Here is a 21,673-nt window from a genome sequence, read left to right as displayed (position 1 = left end):
CTTGCATGTTTGCCTAGTACACATTTTCATATTTTCGAGAGGAGAAAGAACAAATTATGCTCAAAAAAGCAGGAAGGGTTACTTTATGCCTGGCGCTGGTCTCCACCTTGCTGGGTGGCTTGTTGCCTCCCAAGGGTGAGGTGCAGGCGGATGGTTCGGCAGCGGCTCCGCAGTATAAGTATAAGCTGTTGAAGGAAGATATGGGTACCTCGATGAAGCTGTATTACAACAACGGTACCTTCTACTACAAGTCCCAACTGAATGGTGGTAACAATATCGGACATCAATCGACGGATCTGCAGACCTGGACCAAAATTATCGGTCACGATACCTTCGGTTCCAGCAAAAGGTTTCGCTTCGAGTCCTTCTCCTTTATTGGCGATAGAGTCTATGCAACGGGAGATAATATGTCTACATCAATGATGTTTGATGATTATACTACTACTTCCTATTTGGGCTATATGAATGATACATCCAATACCAGTTCCAGTTGGACTGCATCTGCATTTCCAACTGGAGATGTGGTACTTGGGCAAGTTATTACTGACGGGAGTAATTATGTAATGGGAGCCGGCAATAGCAATATCATTTATCGGCAAACCTCATCCACTGGGAATATAGAAGAGAAGGCATGGACTAAGATTAATTTCAGTGGCGTGCGCATTGTAAATGCTGTATACGATCAGGTTAACAGTCGCTTCATTTTAGGAGATCTTCGAAAAAACATTTACTACTCGACTAACGGAGGAGCTTCCTGGAATACCATTCAGGTAGATTCTACAGATTCGGACCTAAACGACCTTGTACAAGCTGGAGGGACAACTTATATTTCCGGGCAAAATGGTGTATGGAAGCTCGTGGGTACTACAGTAACCAGAATATTGCCCACAGGCAGCAATTACCGCGCTGTAGCTGTTGATGAAGACAATCATGTGTATGTGTTACGCTCTGACGGAACCGTGCTCATGTCATCCAATAGCGGAACAACCTGGACACCAATAGCGGCAGCAGACAGTAGCATTACTTCTACTTCTTTTGGCGCCTTGGAATATGGTAACGGGAAGCTGCTTGTCGGCGGTAATAAAGGCTTGTACCAGCTAGTAACGGACACAAGCATTACTAAGCAGCCAGAAGATACGCAAGTGAATATTGATGCAGCTGCTACCTTCTCTGTAGCTGCCACTGGAGATAGTCTTACCTATCAGTGGCAGGTGGATACGACGGGTACAGGCAACAGCTTCACGGATGTGAACGGAGCAACAAACAGCAGCCTGACTATTAATCCAGCATTAAGGAATATGGACGGCTACCTGTATCGCGTCATCATTACCGATGCCTCCGGGGCGCAGTTCATCTCGAGCACAGCTACCCTTTCCATCCTTATTGTGAAGGTGAAGGTAAGCTACGAATCAGGCGACCATGGAACGATCAGCGCAGCGAGTGAGGATGTCGAGGTGGGCATGAATCCAGCGGCTGTACCGACCGTTACATCTGATCCTGGCTATCGATTCACAGGCTGGAGCAGCGATGGTGGTGTGACCAAGCTGAGCAGCGACCAGTTGAAGACGACGGTTATCACTGGGGCGGTCACGTATACGGCGTATTACGCCCAGATTGTTAAGGGCGATCTAGATGGCACTAACAGTGTATCAGCTGCGGACGCCCTACTGCTGACGAAATATCTGAAAGGCACCATCACATTAGATCCGGATCAACTAAAGGCAGCGGATTTCAATAATGATGGGGTTGTGGATGAGGATGACGTTAAGGCGATTCTGGCTTTTGTAACGGGAAAAAGATGAGACATAGCTGCCGACGTTGATAAAAATGAACATAGCTCCATGTAAAGCCTAATGGCTTTGCGTGGAGCTATTCTTTGTATATCTGTGCTCTACAATCCAGCTTGTATTAGTTCTCGCGCCAGTTCAAGTAGTCCCGCCTTATCAAGAGTATGGTCGCCATAAGTACTAATGGTATAGTAGGCTTCCTGCTGCTCATTGTACCAATTCAGATAATGATAAGTGACCCGCTCGTTCCTAGTGTCGATTATATCCGTCATAACATCATTATAAATGACACTCCGCCCAGCAACCTGGATGACCTCTGGTGAAATCCCCTTCTCTTGATAGACCTGCACCTTGTCCACAAATGCAGCACTAATCCCTATATGGCCTCCTCTCTTGGAGGTATAGGTCCCCGCGAAGAATCCCGGTTCCGTCCAGGCTATCGGCTTCATGAATATCTTACCATCAGGAGCCTGACGTGCCTTGTTCATTAGCTCAGCCAATGTATCGCGGGCCAAGACCTCGACCGTGTTGCTAGCATCTGCGTTCGCGGTGTAGTACACATTTTGTCTCGGGCTTACCCTGCCGACATCAAAGATATATTCCCCTGCCTGTGCTGGAAGGATGGGCATACTGACCCGCTTCATTTCCTGCAGGAACCTATCATATTCTGTATACAGTCGTTCCTTGTATGCAAAGTACAGCGCAGGCTGTGGGGCGGCTTGTGGAGACGCTGCAACTGTAGATGTGGCAAGCGGGAGCTCCTTCTTCCCCGTTACGTAATAAGCCATGAGCTCGCCTGGCTTGGCCGCTGCCAATGCCTGCTGCTCATATTTATTGTAGCTGGCAATGTGGCTGGCCGCTATCAATGAATCCCGCCCATATTGGTTGTATATGTCCTCATCCGTCTCCGTCTTACGTAGCTCAGGCGCGGTATATTCCACCTTGACCTCGCCTCTAGAATCGCGGATCTGAATCCATTCCACTGCCGCATATGCAGATACTCCAGCCAGTAGCATGGAGCACAATGCTATCACCGCTCCTATCGGGGTAGTCAGCCGCCTCCAGACTTTATAACTGGAAGTCTGTTGATGCTGAATTCGCTCCATGACTCGGGCCGTAACATCAATTTTTGGAACATGTCTCTTATCCTCAGCAGCTCTCAACAAATGCTCATCTAGGACATCCTGATCTATCATATTTTCGTGCTCAGCACCGAATCCGTGTCGCGACATGTGGTCACTCCCTCCTCTGCTTCCATGGCTGTACGTACCTTCAGCTTGATGTTGCGCATCCGCTTCGCCAGGGCATTAGCGCTAACGTTCAGAATGTCGCTCATTTCCTCATAAGATCGCTGCTCCAGTGCCCGCAGCACCAGAATGTTTCGCTCTTGCGGAGTTAGCTGAGCTAATGCCTTTTCCAAGGGATAGCTGTACCATTGTGCCGCCAGCTCCTCCTCAGGACCGGCTGTGACTTGCCTTGATCCAAACAATTGAAGCACCTGCCGGTATACACGCCGTCTCCGCAATAGATTCAAGCAATGATTTCCGGCGACACGATACAACCAGGCGCTAAAGCTCACAGTAGCCTTGTACCTACGAATGCTCTGATAGGCCTTCACCATAATATCCTGCACCGCATCCTCCGCATCCTGCTGATTGCCGAGTAGTCTGCAGCAATACCGGAATAGCTGCTGTTGATAGCTGTCCACAATGTAGGCGAATTGCTCGCTCTCCCCGCGCTGAACTCTGACCACCATCTCTTCTATTAATCGTGGGGTCTGCTCCATGTGCTGCTGTTCGACTTGATGTTCATTCTGTTCTTTATTGAATGCTTCGTTGCATAATTCGTTTCTTACCTCTTTGCGCAAATCGTTGCATGCTTCAGTACGTGCTTCCTCCTGTGCCGTAATCCTCACCTCCTGCCGTTCTACTCTATATAACAATCAAGGATCACAAAATCGGCCTGATTCCATAAAAAAAACAGCTCACACCTTGTCTCATCGTAGCATACCGCTACTCAAGGTTGTGAACTGTTCTATTTACCTAGCCCTTACAGAGCTGCGGCTGGAGCAGGTACGGGTTCTTCTTTTTCCGGCTCGACCAACGCATGCTTCTCCCATAGGCGACTCTTCCAGCGGAAGTACATAATGATTGCACGGGTCCATTCATCTGCGGCAATCGCGAGCCAGATCCCTGCCAATCCCATATCAAGCTGGAATACAAGCAGGTAGCCAAGCGGTAAACTCATGCAGACCATGGACAAGATGCCCATGTATACCGGGAACCTGGCATCGCCGGCCGCCCGAAGGGAGTTGATGATGACAATATTCGTCGTACGTCCGCTCTCCAGAATAATACTGAGCAGCAGCACCTGTGCGCCCAAGCGAATGATTTCTTCATTCGTGGTGAAGATCCCCATGAGCGGTACACGGAACAAGATGACCAGCGCATCAATAGCCAGTGTGACCACCAGGGCCCACTTCACACTTGTCAGTACGCGAGTGTACGCGGAATCCGGCTGTCTGGCACCAACCAGTCTGCCGACGATAATCGCTGTACCCATGCCTACGGCCATGCTGAACAGATAGATATAGCTGGAGATGTTCACGGCATATTGACGTGTCGCCATCGCCTCAGCTCCGAGGTAGGTCACGTACAATGTGAACACAAGCTGGCAACACTGATACATGATGGATTCCATGGCAGATGGAATTCCGATCTGGAGAATCTTCACAATGTAATCCTTCGACAGCTTCAGGTAGTGCTCTATTTGAATACGAACCGGTGTCACTCGATACAGCAGCCAGAAGAAGATCAACAGACTGATGAATCGGCTACCTACAGTCGAAATAGCAGCACCTTCCACACCCAGTGCAGGCGCACCAAAATGACCAAAGATCAGAATATAGTTACCGACCACATGGATGACGTTCATGAAGACGGAGATGTACATCGTTTCCTTTGTGAAGCCATAAGTACGAATGGTCGCAGCCAAAGCATTAATAAGTGCCTGCAGGAAGATCGCTCCACCAACAATACTCATGTAGGATTTGGCATACACCAGAATCTCGCCCTGCACATTCAGCAGCTGCAGCATGTGTGTGCCGAAGACGAGGAAGATCACACTCAGGATCAGACCGACGATCAGGTTCAGCGTGATAGCTGTACCTGTGACCCGCGCGGCCTCCAGTAGTTTTTTGGAGCCAATATATTGAGCCACGACAATAGCTGCGCCATGACCAATCACTTCGAGAATAAGAATGGCAATAGACAGAATCTGATTGGAAGCACCTACACCCGATACGGCATTATCCGATACCGAGCTGAGCATGAAGGTATCCACGCTTCCCATCAGCATAAATAAGAATAGTTCCAGAAAAATCGGCCACGTCAAATGAACAATATTAAGCTGGTTGGAGCCGGACGTTGCCGATCCAGACTGTGCTGCTTTCGCGGTCATGATGTCACCTTTCTTCGCGTAAATTCATAAGCCAACCGTATGTTAGCACAGTCTTCCTGAAAATACATCCCATTTTTCGAAAATATATTGAAACGAATTGAAAGAATCCATTTATCACCTTCATCGGGCCTGATTATCTAAGGTTATGAAGAAGGATACATAGAAGCAGAGAATGAATTTTTACAGAGGGCGGTCTATTTCATTTTCAGATCGTTCAGAAACGCAACAATGAACATGCCGAACATGAATGGACAGGGCTTGATAAACTTCCACAGGCATCACCTCCCTTCCGGGAGATTGGCCAAAGTACGTATTTTAACCTGGTATACAGAAATAAATAATTATTGATAATGCCCAGAGATTCCATAAAACAGCGACCTTCCCTCAGTAAATGTCGAGAAAAGATCGCTGTTTTATGGTGTCTAATTATTATATTGGACTTTAATACAAGGAATAAGTTCCCGACTTATAATAGTATTCATAATGATTGGTCGCATATTGTATACTACCAGTCCCTTTCCAAACGAGGCCTCCTGCTTCAATACTTCCTGAAAACGTGGTCGTACCATTGTCATAAAAGTCACCATTAACGAGCCACCACATCTGCGTTTCATTTCGAGAGTTAATTTCTGCTTCAATACTTCCCTCAAACTGTTTTGTCAAGAAATGTATAGCTGTAGAAGTTCGATCAAGCTGGACGCTAACCAACTCTTGGAATTGTCTAAAAGAGCCCGAACTATAGTAATAAGCATATATTTTCAAGACAGGTTTATATACACTTGTAACGTTTTGCGTAATACTAATCTCCGTAATCCATGAGTTGGCCAGTTGAATATCTGAATCTTTATGTAATTTCTGTGCTGTTTTATCAGGGTATAAACTTTTGGCTTCCTCTACGGAAATTCCTTGCAACTCTGCTATACTAAACATTGCCTCTTCATAACTAACATCTTTTACAGTTACATTATCACCGAGCTCATCAAGATTATTAAGATCAATAACACCCTGACTTTGAATATCATTTACTTCCTCAGAACTATTTTGAGCATAGGATGGGACAGAGAAAGAAAGAGTCAACCCAATAACTAAGGTAAACACAAACAACAACTCTAGAAATTTTGTTTTCTTTTCCATATAACTCCTCCTACTATTTTTATACAATTATAATAGTAAATTACATGGATAATGTAAACATTTTTATTATAATAATGTATTTATTGTTTATTTTTATTTATTATATCAATTATCCTCATAATAATTTTTTCTTCTTTATCTACCTTCGTAGGCTGATTCGGCAAATGAAGAGACCATTCATTATACCCATCTTCTGTGCTTAAAAATCCCGCAGCATATGCCCCTGACCAACTGATTTTTGCTTTTTCCAATGAATAGACCTTTTCACGAAAGCTAGCTACTAAAATGTCCTCTGCATCAATAAAAAAAATGGGTACTTCAGTTTCCCTGAAGAAATCTTTGTACTCCATTTTAATAGCTTCTTGAAAGCTATTTCTATAGATGAGTATCCCATCATACGTCGTATGCTTCTCCTGTACTAAGCTCTGGAGATTTGTCTCCACAAAGTTTACTCCCTCGATATTTTTAATTCCTTTATCTCCAACCAACGCAATATTAAGGTTGCCTGTGTCAAGATTGGAGCGATAATTATTTTGAGACACCTCATAGTCTGTATCACAACCCACCAGTAACACCAGCAACAGTGTCAGAACAAAGGCAATACGTTTTCTTAAAACTATGATCACAATCCATATCCCCCTTTTTTTGGTTCTTTTATTATATAACGGAATATTTGTCCTCTCAATGCAGTCCCTAGATTACTTGAACAGGTGCTTCATTTGAGGTTAAAAAATTATGTTAGGGCTTTGTGACATAGCTCTTTGACCTGAGCTCTGTTTTCCTTTATAAATGTAAGTGACTAAGACTATTGTGCAGAGAGAGGAGATTTCTCAAATGACAGATTCTTTTCGAGCGCTGGTAGTTGACCAGACAGGGGCAGATGCAGAGGTTACTGCGCATGTGGGAACCCTGACTCAAGATCAGCTGCCACAAGGCGACATACTGATCCGCGTCTCTTACTCCAGCGTCAACTATAAAGACGGCCTGGCCAGCAAAGCCAATGGCGGGATCGTCAAGTCCTATCCGTTCGTACCAGGGATCGACTGCTCCGGTACCGTTGTATCCTCCACCGATGACCAATTCCGTGAAGGACAAGCCGTGCTGGTGACCGGGTACGGGCTGGGAGTGTCTCAATATGGTGGGTTCAGTGAATATGTGCGTGTACCTAAGGAATGGGTTGTACCTTTACCGGAGGGTCTGTCACTACGGGACGCTATGATCTTCGGTACTGCTGGCTTCACAGCTGCACTATCCATTCACAAGCTGGAGCAGCATGGCATGAGACCTGAGGCAGGCCCTGTGCTAGTGACAGGGGCTACCGGAGGGGTCGGAAGCACGGCCATAGCTATGCTGACTCATAGAGGCTACGAGGTTAGCGCGAGCACTGGCAAGACCTCGTCGCATTCATATCTACAATCGCTGGGAGCGAAGCACCTGTTGACTCGCGAGGATGTGTACGACGGCGACAAGATCAGAGCGCTGGACAAGCAGCTATGGCAGGCTGCTGTGGACCCTGTAGGTGGTCATGCACTTGCTGCTGTGCTCAGCAAAATTACCTATGGCGGGGCTGTAGCGGTGAGCGGGCTAACAGGTGGAACAGCACTACCGACGAGCGTGCATCCATTCATCCTGCGTGGCATCTCCCTGCTTGGGATCGACTCCGTATTCTGCCCGACTGAACTAAGACGGCTGCTATGGAATCGGATGGCCACTGACCTGATGCCCCCACAAACCGAGCTGCTTGTCGAGCAGGAGATCGCTCTGGACGAGCTGCCGCAGGCATTGAGCAAGATTCTGCAAGGCCAAGCGACGGGAAGAACTCTCGTCCGCCTCTAAGCCTCTATAGAGACTACTCCATCGAACTTAACCCACTGTGCAGAACTTATATTGCTCTAAGTCCTATGCAGTGGGTTTTTCTACTTTTTTTCTATTTTATTGTGCCTGATTTACTTGCTTTTTGTTCTATCCCATATACTTCTTATTCTATCCGAATCTTAGCGGCCCGATATCTCGAATCGTCAGCTCCAGTGGGAAGCGCTGTGCGGGGCGATCCGATGCGAACCATATTCGACCCTGCTTGACCGCAATAAGTAACCCGTATCGGTCTCCGACAGGTGAGAACCATTCACTCGGTTCACGCCAGCACTCCAGCCCATGCTCCTCACGAAGTCGCTCGACGAGAGCGAGTACATCGTCAGTCACAATTCCCACCTCGCAGATCCATAGTAGCTGCCGTGCTGAGAACGGCCCGTCTACATTATGACGAAGATCCGGATGCCCAATGAGCTCCAGAATATTACCTGCCGGGTCATCGAAATACATAGAATAGGCATTCCAGTTCTGAAAGAACACTTCATCTTGATCCCCATCAAGCCTCGTTAGCTGGAGGCGCTCTCTTGCCCAGACTTTGGCCTGCTGAAATAGATTGTTCGGAATCATCATGGCAAGGTGATAGAAGGGCTCTGTCTCCGGATCACTCCCCGCGAGCGTCAAGCAGGTCGACCCAAGCTGTACCGTGAAGGAGCTCTCATCCTCCTCTACTACCTTTAACCCCAACGTATGCTCATAGAAATGCCGCGTCTCATTCAGCTTAGCGGTGAACAGCTTTACTTGCTCGATATGCATAGTTATGCCCTCCCTTGCAGCTGCTCCCAAGTATTCCATGGCACCATACCCAGATCAGATCTCGGTCTATCTGGCAGCATGGAGATAAATTCTAAAGTGTGACCATCCGGGTCTGTGAAATAGACCGACACCGCCGGCATCCAGCCGAATACATATAGCTCAGCGCTATCATCGTTCAGGAAATTATGAGTCTGTATCCCCTTCTCCTGCAGATAGGAGACGGCCTTGCGCATATTCTGTAATGAGACCTGAAATGCGAAATGCTGCCTTAACACCTGTGACGATTCTTTTTGCCATAGCCCGAGCATAGCCTTCCCCTCGCCGCCGACCCAGAAAAACGCCCTATTTCGTTCCGGTTGCGTATAGGCAAGTGTCAGACCCAGTATGTCATTGTAAAAGTGTACTGACTTCTCCAGATCTCTCACATTCAGATGCGTCTCAAAAATACCATCTATCATCGTATGGCCTCCTTTTTCGCTAGATATATATAAATTCAATGCACCGTAACAATTGCATCAGCCAGAGCCAGAAAGGAACTGAGTACACGGTGAACCCGATCCTCAACCTCCTGCCCACCCTCGTATTCATCATAGCCTTCTTCAAACCGTCGTCTCTGCATTCCGCCAATCGAGATCCATTCTGGCGCATTAATTCCATGCATATTCCTTACAATCGCCTGTAGCTGCAGGAGAGCACTCACTCCGACTGCACCTCCGGCTGAGCTGATCGACAAGACTGGCTTCCCCCCCATATACATTTGTCCCAGATAATCCAGGGCGTTCTTGAGGACTCCACTGATACTACCGTGGTATTCCGGTGTCGTCAGGATAATCGCATCCGCGGCGAGCATGCTTTTCTTGAGCTCTGCCACATTTGCATCCTCCTCCCCAACTGCATCTGGTGTGTACCACGGAAGTGGCCGCTCATGGAGATCGAATATATGAACCTCATGCCCGTGATTAGCAAATCGCTCTGCGGCATATTGCCCAAGCCTTGTGCTAGTGGCGGTGTGTCGATTGCTGCCGTTCAAAATCATAATGTTCATAACCATTCCTCCTGATGAAATCAATATATCGCTTGGTTCCGGCTCCCCTGCCTTTCCTCTGTCCCCATCTTAATCCATTCCTTTGCTTGAATCGTCGGTAGTCAGGCTGAACTTTCAACGCAAAAAAACTCAACCCTTCGGTTGAGTTCACTTGCATTATCTACGACTTTAGACTGAGATGAGTATGCACTAGTTCGACTTCTGGTCGGACATCCAGCCGCTCTTAACCGCGTATATAGCGGCTTGCGTGCGATCAGCCACCTCTAACTTATCTAAAATATGACTGACATGTGTCTTGACTGTCTTCTCCGTAATGATCAATTGCTGCGCGATATCCTTGTTACTCATTCCGTGTGCAATCAGTCCGAGCACTTCACGTTCCCGCTTGGTTAGCTGCTCCAAACCTTGCGCTGAGGCCACTTCTTTCCTCTCCTCTCCCGATCGAGGAACAGAATCCACAGCAGCAGCGGGCGTAGCCATGACCTGCATTAATTGCTCTGCGGCAGCCGGGTGAAGCTCTACCTGTCCTGCATGCACACGGCGGATTGCTCGCATCAGCTCGTCAGGCTCAATTTCCTTCAGTAGATATCCCTTCACACCAGCCCGTATAGCCGGGACGACATGCTCCTGATCCGCGAACGAGGTCAGCACGATCACCTTGATCTCTGGCTGCGATACACGCAGACGGCTTGCCGTCTCAATGCCACTGAGCAGAGGCATATGCAGATCCATCAATATGACATGCGGCCGCAGCAGGTCAGCCTGCTCCAGCGCCTCCTGCCCATTGGATGCCTCCCCCACCACCTCCAGATCCGGTTGAGTTGCGAGAAAGACCTGCAGGCCTTTGCGCACCATCGCATGATCATCCGCTATCAATAATCGTATAGTCATCTTCGACACTCCTGTCGTGGAACGGCATGGTCAGAGAGTGGCAGCGGGATAATCGCCGTGACTGTCGTACCCTTGCGGACTGAGCTGGTCAGCTCAAAGCGCCCGCGTAGCGACTCTACTCGTTCCTTCATAATGGACAAGCCAAGAGAACGCGAAGAGACTTCACGCCCCCGTCGCTTGGCGCCACCTTGACCACGGTCGGAGATGCTCAACTCCACCTCGTGGCCTGTGTTTCGTAATGTCACGTTCACTTTGGCTACACCAGCATGCTTACGTACATTATTGAGTGCCTCTTGCCCAACTCTCCATAGCCCTTCTTCTATACTAGGTGGCAAATGCTCCTGCCCTTCACTCATCATGTGTACCTGAAGCCCCTGTCTCGCTCCATATTCCTGTAATGCCGCCAGCAGGCCAGAGTTCAGCGCTATCGGACGAAGCTGCAGGATCAGAGCTCTCATCTCCTGTAGCGCCTGCTGCGCCAGCAACCGCATATCCCTCACAGATTCAACTGCAGGATGAGGGGTAGAGTCATGTTCCAGCATGCTCTCCACGCCCTTGGCCGTGAGTGACAGCGAGAATAGCATTTGATTCACCGAATCATGTAGATCACGCGCCAATCGATTCCGTTCCTCCAGCCGAGCCAGCTCCCGTCGCTGCTCGACCAGCCGGAGACTTTCCCAGGCTGCTACGATGTGCTCAGACAACACCTCAATAATCTCCTGATCCGCTGTAGAAGCTTGATTCGAGGCAGCCAGTCCAATGAACAGCCTTCCACTCTCCTCTGGAAGGCTAAAGGGTAATTGGATCATCATACCACAGTCGGGGCGATGTGTCGGTTCCGAGGGCCAGCTATAGCCTGTATATGATGCAATCGCCTCAAGCTGGGCCACAGGCACCTGCACGACATGTCTCGCGTCACGCAGTCCTGGCTGCTTCGAACGATCCAGTAGCTCTATTATGGTAGCAGGCAGCTCGGTTGTGGATCTGAATACATTGCCCGCTTCCCCTGCCGTCTGAAGTGAGTAGATGCGATCCTTCTCATGTAGCAGAGCAATGAAAGCCCAACCGAAGTATTTCCGGACAAGCCGAACGACCCATTCTGACCAGCCTCTAGGGTCCTTACTGTACTCATCGACCATGGTGCCCAGCTCCACACTGAGCTCACCAAGCCTCGCGTACTGCTCTGCACGATGCTGCTCCATTTGATACAATCGCATACGCTCGACAGCACCGCCCAATTGATAAGCTACGGACTGCAGTAATGCCAGCTCGTTCTCACTAAAGCTCTCTTTCCCCGGTGCTGCCACATTTAACAGGCCGATTACATGATCACTGGAGCGCAGTGGGATCGTAGCATGATGCGTGATTCCCAATGTATCTCCCCACTGATACTCCACCGCATTCTCCAGCCGTTTGCAGTTCAGGATGTTCACGGCATAATCCAGCCTTCCGTCCCACATGCGGTTCAAGCACCAGCAGGTCCCTTGCTTCATCGGCTCTTTATTCCGAATCTGCAGCGCAGGAGGCAGATGCTTGTCGATAGCACAGTTGTAGTCTGGACTTCCATCACTGAAGAAGATCCAGCCGGCAGCCAGTCCAGTGAGATCCAGCAATTTCCCAAGCACAGTGTCCAGCATGATTGACAGATCATTCGAGGTGTTCAAGGTCTCCGCAATGGTCTTCAATATAGTCATCTCACGCAATCCGACTTCCTCTGACATCTTGCTTCTCTCCTTTACTGCCCTATCCTGCTATTCTAACATTCTGTCCACCAGCACAGCTACCTACCTGTCTTCCATACGTAGGAAACGTTACTAAGGATACAGCTGCACTGCCTTCGCATCCAGAATCGGACTCCAGTAGCGTTCTACCGGTATCGTTAGCGGCTGTGGATAATTCTTCGCTGCTGGCCCGAAAAAGTAGCTTTGCTCATCGACATTGTTCCCATCCGAGGAGGACATGTATCCGCCAAAGCTGCCTCCTTCTGCTGTCTTGGAGGCCCGTTCATGCACTTGTCCCTGTGCGTCGGTGAAGCTGCTCCCTAGCCACATCCCAAAGCCACTCCGATAAGGATCTTGCTGTCGCTGTCGGAACAGAATCTGGCCTTCCTCCCAGCCCGTCTCTGCTGTTGGCTTCACCAACTCAAGGTCGTCGCCCGGCGCAGCCAGTAGCTGCCCTTTCTCCAGATCAACTACGATCTTCATGCGCTCCTTGTCTACTGCAACAATACCAGCCATGCGAAGGGATGCCGATTCGGGCTGACTGTAGCGGCTCTTGTTGAAGACCAACGTGATGGCTGAACCATCGGTATAGACCTCGGAATTATTGGACGTAATGTAGGTTGGATAAAATATCTTCTCCTCACCTGCCTCGCCTTGGTTCACCAGCACCGGATTAAGTAGCTGGAAAATATGCTTGGAGTTCAATGGATCGTACTCTACATCCACATACGCAGCCAGCGGTGTATACAGTATGCGTGCCACTGTGATCTGCTGCTCGCCAACCTTCAGCATCCGATTGGGGGTCACTGTATGCTCTTGCTCCTTGAGCATGTTCTGATCCAGTCCAAAAGCCACCTCCAGCCCGAACTTGCTTGTGACCTGATTCGAATGGTTGGAAGCCGCGTTCCCATAAGTCGGTGACAGCGTAACATCCAGCTTGACATTACTATCATAGGAAATAGCTGGCGATAGCTTATTCGAAAATACATAATTCACCGTGTCACCTGGAGGTATGCCATTGCCCCCCCCACCGACAAAATCGAGAGAAGCCCCTCGGTACGGATAAGTGTTCTGCACGTCACCGAATTGAAGCGAGAAATTACCAATCATCATTTCCGAATCTGATTGATTCTGAACACTGAACAATACAAATACCTGACGGCCATCCGTCACAGCTCCAGCTACATCCAAGATGTAGTCCCCATTCTCTGCACGCTGACGAACAGGCTGCACCAGGTTCTGCTCCAGCGCGCGTGCTAGAGTGGGATTCAGACGAGTATCATCCTGACGGTAAATCTGGTAGTCATCCCACACGCTGGTGCTGTCACTTTGAACCGAGCCTTTGACAATGTTATCGTTGACATTGCTATCCTTCAGAGCCCCTCCCATGGAGAATACCAGCAATACTACAGCAGCGACTGCCACGGCCCCGAGTATCCCCTGTGTATAGCCCCGCTTCCGCTCACGCTGGCGCCCCTGCTTAATTCCATTCCGCATAGCTGCATACAACCTCTCTTCTTGCAGGCTCTCTGCCTGCTTCCTGATCTCACCAGCACGCTGATGGAGCAGACGCTCTTCAAGCTCTGACATACTCATCACTCCTCCCTTGTATACTCACAGATGGTCCCGCAGCTGCTTCAGCGCGGTCCGCAGCCAGGTCTTCACGGTCCCCTCGGGCTTCCTGAGCACCTGGGCAATCTGGGCAATCGTCAGATCCTGATAATATTTCAGCGTCACGACATGTCGATATTTGGGCTTCATGTGCTCCAGCGCACGCTCCAGGTCAATTCGGTCATTGCTCCTCATCTCCTGCGCAGTCCCTTCGTCTATGTTATCTACCGGAAGCATACGCCTCCTGCGTCGAAGCTCGTCCACACAGCAGTTCAAGGTAATACGAATAATCCAGGAGCTGAAGAATTGCTCATCTCTTAGTTTGTCTCGCTTCATCCAGGCCCGGCAGGATGCCTCCTGCACGACCTCAAGAGCATCATTTTCCTTTCGCAGATAACTAAGGGCTATGGCATACATCTTGTGACGCTCTGCATAGAGGCGTTCGAAAAAGGCCTCCTCATTCATCACTGTACTGTCCATTGTGTCCTCTCCACTTACAAGCTCCCCCATCCTTCGCCGCCCCCTTTCTGTATATGATGTAGGCTTCGGAATTTGAAGGTCATGATGGTAGCGCCGGATGCAGCGTCCTCATGAATCCTAAGTTAGACGGAGCTAGTGTCCAAAAAGATTGAATGTGCACAATAAAAAAAGGAGCACCCGTTGCATGAATAACCCACACGAGCAGGTAATTCAGGACTTGAATGATCCTGTATTCCATATGTATTAGTTTTTTCTTTTTATGAAAAGGGCTCTGAGAATAAGCTCATTCGCTGTTATTCCGTTCTTATGCTTTGGGGAGCATATTTCGTAGACGCTTCTCACGGTAGCTCTGGAAGGCATGCTTGAGCATCCCTAATATGATTAGCACCACGCCTATGTTGATCGCCACATCGGCCAGATTGAGAATCCCGCGCCCGGATGGAAATACGAGAAAGTCAGTAACCTTGGCGAACATAAAACGATCAATCGCATTGCCCAAGGCTCCGCCGACCATGAAGCCTGCTCCTGACTCCATAAGGAAGCCGCGAATCTCTCCTTTTCGCCTGTAATAGAGCACACCACCAATGAACAGCACAGCAATCACTCCGAAGAGACGTGCGTAGCCTTGGAGCAAGCCTCCTGCCATCCCGCTATTCTCGTAATGATGGAGCTGCATACCCGAATCGCCAAGCGGTATGACCTGACCGACCTCCATATACAGCCGCACGGCTATTTTTGTCCCCTGATCAACCAGCGTGACTAGGAGCGCTATGATATAAAACAGCATCTGTTGTTCCTCCTGCCTGTAGCAATCTATTCCGCTGTACGCCTATCTGGACAGACGGTAACGCTTTCTAACTAATGTACCATAGCTATAAAGCCGAAAGCCAAAAGAGAACAGGTCAAAAGAAAAACCCAACCCCTCCAGAAGTGCACCCTGAGGCGTATCTCCCGGAATCGGTTGGGCTCTTGTTATTTTATAGCCGTGAGAACATCCAGCAGCATGGATTTGAATTTCGGTCGGTCGATCGCCTCGCAGACGCGCACGTTAGGTTCTTTGCCAAAACGTCCATTAATGTCCACGACACTATAGCCGCGCGTCAGCTCGCCTGCAGCCTCTACATCCACGTAGTAATGACCTGACTTGGTCATAGCGGACTCGTCTGCAGCTACAGCCATCAGCAGTGTGTCGGGATGCGTCGTTCCATTCAGCTTGTGCACGGATTTGTTGAACTGCATAACCACTTTGTTGATCGCTATGAAGAATTCACTACCCGCACTGCCAAGCGCCGCAATCTCGGCATGATCATCATCGTCCATGACGGAATACTGCGTACACATCTCCCAACCCACCATCGTGATCGGAATGCCAGAATGCAGGACAATTTTGGCCGCCTCAGGATCTACGTAGAAGTTATACTCTGCAGCCGGGGTAATATTGCCCAGTGCATTGTTCGTACCGCCCATGATGTACAAGTGAGCAATCTCGGGAATAATGGTAGGGTCCTTCTGGATAGCCGCAGCAATGTTGGTCAGTGGTGCAATAGCCAGCAGTGAGATTTCTCCTGGATGAGCATGGATCTTGTCGATCATAAAATCTACAGCATGTCCACTCTCTGGACGCTGCACAGCCTTGGGAAAATGTGCCCCGCCCATGCCGTCATCGCCGTGCACATCCTCTACCGTGCGATGCTGCGCCTTACCATAGGCCAGAAGCGGACGCTCATAGCCCTTGTACACAGGAACCTTGCCACCATGACCGGCAACCTGCACCGTATACAGTGCATTCTCAACCTCCTGGTCAAATTGTACGTTCCCGCCCGTAATCGTAATGCCCTCTACCTGAAAATAATGCAGTGCCGTCAGAATGGCAATCGTATCATCGCCAGCGGTGTCCGTGTCAATAATGACTTTACGTTGGTCTGCCATATGTAATCCTCCTCGTTAACTCAAAGCTTTACTTATTGAAGCACTTGGAGGTAGGCTTTGCAAGTCAATTCCTTCCTCCAAGTGCCGTTCTGTCCTGGCAACACTGTTCCAGAGCCCTTAGTTACCTTAACTATATCAAATGTCAGTATAGAGCCGCTGCAAGCGGGGAGCCCTGGCGCCCGCTGCTAAGCTTGCAGTTCTTACAGCTCTACCCAAGCCTCCAGCACCTGATCAAGCTCCTGCTGCAGACGCTCACGCTCCTCCCACAGCTGCTGAAGACTTTTGCCCTCAGTACTGGCACCTGATGGTCCGCCCGTCTCCGCACCTGAAGCCAACACTTCCAGCTCCGTATCAGCTGTGTGCAAGGCTTGCTCCAGATCAGCAATCCGCTGCTCCAGCTGCTCACGAGACACGACGGCCTTTGCTGAATCTGCCTTCTTCTCCCTTTTCCCTGTAGCATTACTCCTCGCTTTGCTGGATGAAGCACCAGCAGTGGCTACTGATGAAGCGCTGGAGGATGCTTTGGAGGAGGACGCTTTGGATAAGGACGCGCCCGCCGAGGGTAATCCAGCTCCTGACCTCGACATTAGCGCAGCAGCGTCACTGCTGGTGGCTTCCAGCCGCTGTAGCTCCTGCTTCTTGGCACGGAAGTCGTCAAAATTACCGAGATAGGACGTAATCTGTCCTTGCTCCAGCTCCCACACACGACCAGCCAGCTTATTGACGAAGTATCGGTCATGAGAAATGGCTAATACAGTTCCGCCGTAAGACTCCAGCGCTTCCTCCAGAGCCTCGCGGGAATCAATATCCAGATGATTCGTCGGCTCATCCAGCAGCAGCAGATTAGGTTTCTGCATGACGAGTAGAGCGAGGCGCAGACGGCTCCATTCTCCGCCAGATAGCGTGCTCACGGAACGAAAGACGTCCGCACCATAGAACATATATGCGGCCAGAATATGGCGTGCTTCCCCCTCCTCTATACCGACCTCTTGCCGGAAGTAGGACAGGACAGTACCGGTTGCCTCCCCACGCGTCTCCTGCTGCGCAAGGTAACCGTATTCCACACGAGACCCCCATGTCACATCGCCGGCGTCCGGGGACTCTTCACCAAGCAGGATACGCAGTAGGGTTGATTTTCCCGATCCATTATCCCCCAGCAACGCAATCTTCTCACCGAATTCCAGATCACCCTCGACCCCCTGCAGGATCTGCCTGCCTCCGTATGCTTTGACGATTCCTTCAAATTGCAGGACTCTCCGTCCCGAGCGTTCCTGTGGATTCAGCTCGAACTCTGCACTCTGGCGCTCCAGTACAGGGCGTTTGATTCTGTCCATCCGCTCCAGAGCTTTGCGAATCGAAGCCGCTTTCTTGAAGAATTTCTCATTATCCCCGATGCGCCCCCACTCTTCGAAGCGCTTGATGGCCTCCTTCATCTTCTTGATCTGCTTCTGCTGTTCCTGATAATCGGCGAACTGGATGAGTAGACGCTCCTCCTTTTCCCTCACATACCCACTATAATTACTTAGATACGTGTGAGCCTCGCCATCCTCCAGCTCCAGCATTTTACCTGCTACCCTGTCCAGAAAATACCGATCATGCGACACGACCAGGACAGCCCCGGTGTAGCTGCGCAAAAATTGCTCAAGCCATTCAATGCCCTTCAGATCCAGGTGGTTCGTCGGTTCATCCAGCAGTAGCAGATCAGGACGGCCTATGAGCTGGGATGCGAGCACAATTCGTGTCTTCTCCCCGCCAGATAAGGAGCTGAATGGCCTATCATACATCGCTACAGGAATACGCAGACCATCTGCCACCGACTGAATATGTGCATCCATCTCATAGCCGCCGCCGTGCTCGAATTGCTCCTGCATGCTCGCATAGGATTTCAACAGCTGCTCCAGACATTCAGCATCCTCTGCAATGACGGGATTGGACATGTCTTGCTCCAGTAGCGTCATATTCGCTTTGCATTCCATTAACTGCCGGTATTCGTAGGCCAGCGTCTCATAGACTGTAAGAGCGTCATACTCCACTGGAATCTGCGGTAAATAGCCGACACGACTATCCTTCTTGAGAATGAGCTGGCCCGCATCCGGCTTGCCCAATCTGGCAATCAAGCGCAGCAAGGTCGTCTTGCCACTCCCGTTGCGACCGATCAGACCGACCTTCTCTCCCTCATGAATTTCAAAAGTAACTCCGTTCAATATCAGATTCGCCCCGTGATAGGCGATGAGTTGTTGTCCGCTAACAATATGCATAATAAGGTCCCCCTAAGGCTTGTGTATTAAGCGATAGACCCTACTCTCCGTACCCTTTGCAGCGCAACACAACACGAAAAAGAGCCGCAGGAGCTAAGCCCGCGACTCTTTCACATGGTCCACAGCATTCCATTACAGAATATCTGCGACAGCCGATCGAGTTAAGGTAGGCGTCTTCTCGCGATAGTTCATAACCGTATAGTTAAAAATGGACAGACTTCTCCCGTTGTTTGGAAAAGCATGAACGATGCCAGCCATAGCCATAGGCAGCTGGCTAATACGGTTATTCGCCATCTCGTGATTCACCTACCTCACCTCCTTCTTCATAATTATTGTTCAATATAACACATTTTCTATACCCGAACAATCTAATATTCTGCCACACCGCAGCAACATCCAAAACAAGGCTCAACATCTTTCCTTCGCAAGCACTGCTACGGGCTTGGAGGGTCTTACGACCGCTGGGTCTTACAATCGCAGTTAAAGCCCGATTCCTTGATTGAATTATAGTGAGCATTGTAGAAATCAAGCTCTACGGGTGAGCACTTCAGTTTCTCTCGTTGATGAGCCTACGGATGAATCTAAGCTTGCCTGTCCTGCCACTCCTGCTGTCGAATACGTGACAATGCCCTAGCGGCTGCAGACTTGCCGTTATGCATCCCCTGCTTCGCCACTACTTCAAGCTTCTCCTTGGCCGGTACATAACGATGATGACCTAGTACATCACATGCTCGCTCCTGCACATACATATCCTCATCGTCCAAATACGGAAGCAACGAATCCAAGCGGGAGATCGGAGTCAGAGCCATGACAGAGTAGAGTAGCATACACCGCTCCTCCTCATCTGTCTCTTCCCGCTCAATCTGCAGGAGTAGTCCGCTCAGGCACTGAATATCCTCCACTTCCTCTTGTTCGCTCAGCTCTTGGCGCGTGGGATAATCCTTGGTCAATTCTTCCCAATCCTGTTCGGGATACTGCTGAACGGCAGTAAGAAAGGTCTCCACACTGCGAAAGCCTGGTGATAGATCTGTCTCTTCATGACTAATATGGCACACCTTGCCCCGCAAAATCCCACTCGCATAGACTCCTATGTAATCAGAATGATCGTTCGTCCATAGCGGGAGCAACTCTTCAAAGCCCGTCATCCCCTGTAGAACGGATACCATTTCTGTTATCTCCTCACTGCTTAGGGGGCGAAGCCGCGATTCCTCGGTATGAAGCCCTCTTTGTTCCCACTCCTGATTCGTCATTCCTGCTAATTCAGAAGCATCTACCTCTACTATATTGCCATCCTTCAAGACGTCCATGAGGCTCACTTGTCATCCCCCCTCCTTGATTCCAATCATATCCGTGTCAGGCTTGTTATCCGCAACAGACGCTCGTGCTTCTTCTCCAGCACCTTATCCTTCAACCGCAGCCCCTCCTGCCATGTATATTCCCAGTCGTTCGGCGAAAAAAATAATGGAGCTACCCCAAAACCGGTTGTCACCGTTCAAGGCTGCTCCATGAGTGTAATCCAATAATTAAGTAATATAAGCTCAGCAGAACAGACTTGGGAATCACCTGTAGCCCTACCTTCTTCTGAGCGGAGGAGCATGCCTCCAATGCCATATGCCCCATTGTATCATAATGACAGAGCTTCGAGCTTAGGTCTGACTTACTTCATCCTTCATCAACAGTAGCACCTAGTAGCACCTAGTAGCACCTAGTAGCACCTACTGCTTGAACCTACTGTCTCAAAAGAAACTCCAGCACACGGTCCGACAGGTAGGGAAGATGCTCATGACCATATTCATGATACACCAGTAGCTCCTTCTCCCCTTGAATACGATTGTAGACGGCAAATTGTGTGGAGGGTGGACAGATCGTATCTACCAGCCCCGTTACGAACAGAACTCGCCCCTTGATTCGACTCGCTAGATGCTGAATATCAATGTAGCCTAGCTTGTTGAATACGGCTTCCTCCCGCTCATGATGAGGATCGAAGAACCGGAAATAATAGACCAACTCCTCGTAGGCTGAGGTTGTAGGCTCCAATGACCAAGCACGCCTGTAATCAGCCAGGAAAGGATACACAGGCACCGCTGCCTTCACCCTTGGTTCAAGCGCCGCACAGGCTGTGGCCAGAGCACCTCCCTGTGAGCACCCATAGGCTCCGATCCGATCCGGATCTACCCCCGGCATGCTCATCAGAATGCGAACGATCTGCACCGTGTCCAGAAATACGTTGCGGTAATACAGTCGATCCGGGTCTGGATCATCGATCCCCCGAATAATATGACCCCGGACCGTCGAGCCCTTCACCATCAGGTTATCCTCGGATAACCCTCCTTGTCCCCGACAATCCAGCGCCAGCACCGTTATGCCATGCGCAGCATAAGAGACCTTGTCGAACCAATCCCCACTGTCACAGGCATATCCGTGGAACATTGCCATAGCTGGCCCTGCTGCATCCTCACTGATGCCTTTGGGACGTACAAGCTTCGCATGGACCCTCGCCCCTCCTACACCTGTGAAATACAGATGATAGCAATCCGCCAGCGGAGAAGAGAATGCGGCCGTAACCAGCTCATACTCCATGGATTGCTGCTCCAGCTCATGCAAGGCCCGCTCCCAATAGTCATCAAAGTCAGCTGGCCGTGGGCTGCTGCCCATATACTGCTTCAATTCCTCAAGCGGCAAATCAGTGTGCATATTGCATTACTCCCCTCTCAGTCATGCTACATTACACCC

Annotated in this window: 21 protein-coding genes; 2 read left to right on the top strand and 19 right to left on the bottom strand. The window is 49.8% G+C overall.

Going from position 1 to position 21,673, the window contains the following annotated elements; genetic code table 11:
• Window positions 1–56: 56 nt before the first annotated feature.
• Complete coding sequence (locus tag D328_RS0105440; protein ID WP_018883954.1) at window positions 57–1,802, top strand: dockerin type I domain-containing protein; 1,746 nt, start codon at window positions 57–59, stop codon at window positions 1,800–1,802.
• An 89-nt stretch (window positions 1,803–1,891) separates the two neighbouring features.
• On the opposite strand, the gene D328_RS0105435 is transcribed toward D328_RS0105440, so the two are convergent.
• The 5 genes from D328_RS0105435 to D328_RS0105415 all read right to left on the bottom strand — a co-directional run bounded on the left by D328_RS0105435 (window position 1,892) and on the right by D328_RS0105415 (window position 7,006).
• Window positions 1,892–3,019: a hypothetical protein gene (locus D328_RS0105435; RefSeq protein WP_018883953.1), complete on the bottom strand. Its 1,128-nt coding sequence runs from the start codon at window positions 3,017–3,019 to the stop codon at window positions 1,892–1,894.
• The gene (locus D328_RS0105430; RefSeq protein ID WP_231505534.1) at window positions 2,980–3,702 is read right to left on the bottom strand and encodes an RNA polymerase sigma factor; all 723 of its coding nucleotides are present in this window, start codon (window positions 3,700–3,702) and stop codon (window positions 2,980–2,982) included. Before D328_RS0105430 ends, D328_RS0105435 begins: the two co-directional genes overlap by 40 nt.
• A 134-nt stretch (window positions 3,703–3,836) precedes the next feature.
• On the bottom strand, window positions 3,837–5,246 hold the full coding sequence (locus tag D328_RS0105425; RefSeq protein ID WP_018883951.1) for an MATE family efflux transporter: 1,410 nt from the start codon (window positions 5,244–5,246) through the stop codon (window positions 3,837–3,839).
• A 441-nt stretch (window positions 5,247–5,687) separates the two neighbouring features.
• A complete protein-coding gene (locus D328_RS0105420; protein WP_018883950.1) occupies window positions 5,688–6,380 on the bottom strand; it encodes a hypothetical protein in 693 nt (230 codons plus the stop codon).
• A gap of 80 nt (window positions 6,381–6,460) precedes the next feature.
• Window positions 6,461–7,006, bottom strand: coding sequence for a hypothetical protein (locus tag D328_RS0105415; RefSeq protein WP_018883949.1), 546 nt, complete (start codon window positions 7,004–7,006; stop codon window positions 6,461–6,463).
• Window positions 7,007–7,214: 208 nt separating this feature from the next.
• On the opposite strand from D328_RS0105415, the gene D328_RS0105410 reads away from it, so the two are divergent.
• Window positions 7,215–8,216, top strand: a complete 1,002-nt coding sequence (locus D328_RS0105410) for an acrylyl-CoA reductase family protein (RefSeq protein WP_018883948.1) — start codon at window positions 7,215–7,217, stop codon at window positions 8,214–8,216.
• Window positions 8,217–8,363: 147 nt separating this feature from the next.
• On the opposite strand, the gene D328_RS0105405 is transcribed toward D328_RS0105410, so the two are convergent.
• From D328_RS0105405 to D328_RS0105345, 14 genes are all read right to left on the bottom strand, one after another.
• Entirely contained in the window at window positions 8,364–9,005 is a 642-nt protein-coding gene (locus D328_RS0105405) for a VOC family protein (RefSeq protein ID WP_018883947.1), read from the bottom strand.
• A gap of 2 nt (window positions 9,006–9,007) precedes the next feature.
• The gene (locus tag D328_RS0105400) at window positions 9,008–9,463 is read right to left on the bottom strand and encodes a VOC family protein (protein WP_018883946.1); all 456 of its coding nucleotides are present in this window, start codon (window positions 9,461–9,463) and stop codon (window positions 9,008–9,010) included.
• A gap of 35 nt (window positions 9,464–9,498) precedes the next feature.
• Entirely contained in the window at window positions 9,499–10,050 is a 552-nt protein-coding gene (locus tag D328_RS0105395) for an NADPH-dependent FMN reductase (RefSeq protein WP_018883945.1), read from the bottom strand.
• Window positions 10,051–10,239: 189 nt separating this feature from the next.
• On the bottom strand, window positions 10,240–10,941 hold the full coding sequence (locus D328_RS0105390; RefSeq protein WP_018883944.1) for a response regulator: 702 nt from the start codon (window positions 10,939–10,941) through the stop codon (window positions 10,240–10,242).
• Window positions 10,938–12,662 carry a GAF domain-containing sensor histidine kinase gene (locus tag D328_RS0105385; RefSeq protein ID WP_018883943.1) on the bottom strand — a complete coding sequence of 575 codons (1,725 nt, stop codon included), beginning with the start codon at window positions 12,660–12,662 and terminating at the stop codon, window positions 10,938–10,940. The genes D328_RS0105390 and D328_RS0105385 overlap by 4 nt, the downstream gene beginning before the upstream one ends.
• A 93-nt stretch (window positions 12,663–12,755) precedes the next feature.
• Window positions 12,756–14,252, bottom strand: coding sequence for a DUF4179 domain-containing protein (locus D328_RS0105380; protein ID WP_018883942.1), 1,497 nt, complete (start codon window positions 14,250–14,252; stop codon window positions 12,756–12,758).
• Between the two features lie 24 nt (window positions 14,253–14,276).
• Window positions 14,277–14,783 (bottom strand): sigma-70 family RNA polymerase sigma factor, encoded by a 507-nt coding sequence (locus D328_RS0105375; protein ID WP_018883941.1) that lies wholly within the window; start codon window positions 14,781–14,783, stop codon window positions 14,277–14,279.
• Window positions 14,784–15,057: 274 nt separating this feature from the next.
• Window positions 15,058–15,540: a signal peptidase II gene (gene lspA, locus D328_RS0105370; RefSeq protein WP_018883940.1), complete on the bottom strand. Its 483-nt coding sequence runs from the start codon at window positions 15,538–15,540 to the stop codon at window positions 15,058–15,060.
• 185 nt (window positions 15,541–15,725) lie between these two features.
• On the bottom strand, window positions 15,726–16,682 hold the full coding sequence (locus tag D328_RS0105365) for a nucleoside hydrolase (RefSeq protein ID WP_018883939.1): 957 nt from the start codon (window positions 16,680–16,682) through the stop codon (window positions 15,726–15,728).
• A gap of 200 nt (window positions 16,683–16,882) precedes the next feature.
• Window positions 16,883–18,940, bottom strand: a complete 2,058-nt coding sequence (gene abc-f, locus D328_RS0105360; protein ID WP_018883938.1) for a ribosomal protection-like ABC-F family protein — start codon at window positions 18,938–18,940, stop codon at window positions 16,883–16,885.
• A 132-nt stretch (window positions 18,941–19,072) separates the two neighbouring features.
• Entirely contained in the window at window positions 19,073–19,246 is a 174-nt protein-coding gene (locus tag D328_RS31170; protein ID WP_018883937.1) for an RAxF-45 family protein, read from the bottom strand.
• A 275-nt stretch (window positions 19,247–19,521) separates the two neighbouring features.
• Complete coding sequence (locus tag D328_RS0105350) at window positions 19,522–20,247, bottom strand: HEAT repeat domain-containing protein (protein WP_407667781.1); 726 nt, start codon at window positions 20,245–20,247, stop codon at window positions 19,522–19,524.
• Window positions 20,248–20,282: 35 nt separating this feature from the next.
• Window positions 20,283–20,429 carry a hypothetical protein gene (locus tag D328_RS30965; protein WP_154658971.1) on the bottom strand — a complete coding sequence of 49 codons (147 nt, stop codon included), beginning with the start codon at window positions 20,427–20,429 and terminating at the stop codon, window positions 20,283–20,285.
• Between the two features lie 239 nt (window positions 20,430–20,668).
• Window positions 20,669–21,634: an acetylxylan esterase gene (locus D328_RS0105345; RefSeq protein WP_018883935.1), complete on the bottom strand. Its 966-nt coding sequence runs from the start codon at window positions 21,632–21,634 to the stop codon at window positions 20,669–20,671.
• Window positions 21,635–21,673: the final 39 nt, after the last annotated feature.

This window comes from Paenibacillus massiliensis 2301065 = DSM 16942 (assembly GCF_000377505.1).
In the GTDB taxonomy this organism is placed as follows: Bacteria; Bacillota; Bacilli; order Paenibacillales; family Paenibacillaceae; genus Paenibacillus; species Paenibacillus massiliensis.
Note: the sequence above shows the minus strand (reverse complement) of the source record. Positions and strands in the feature narration are given on the sequence as shown.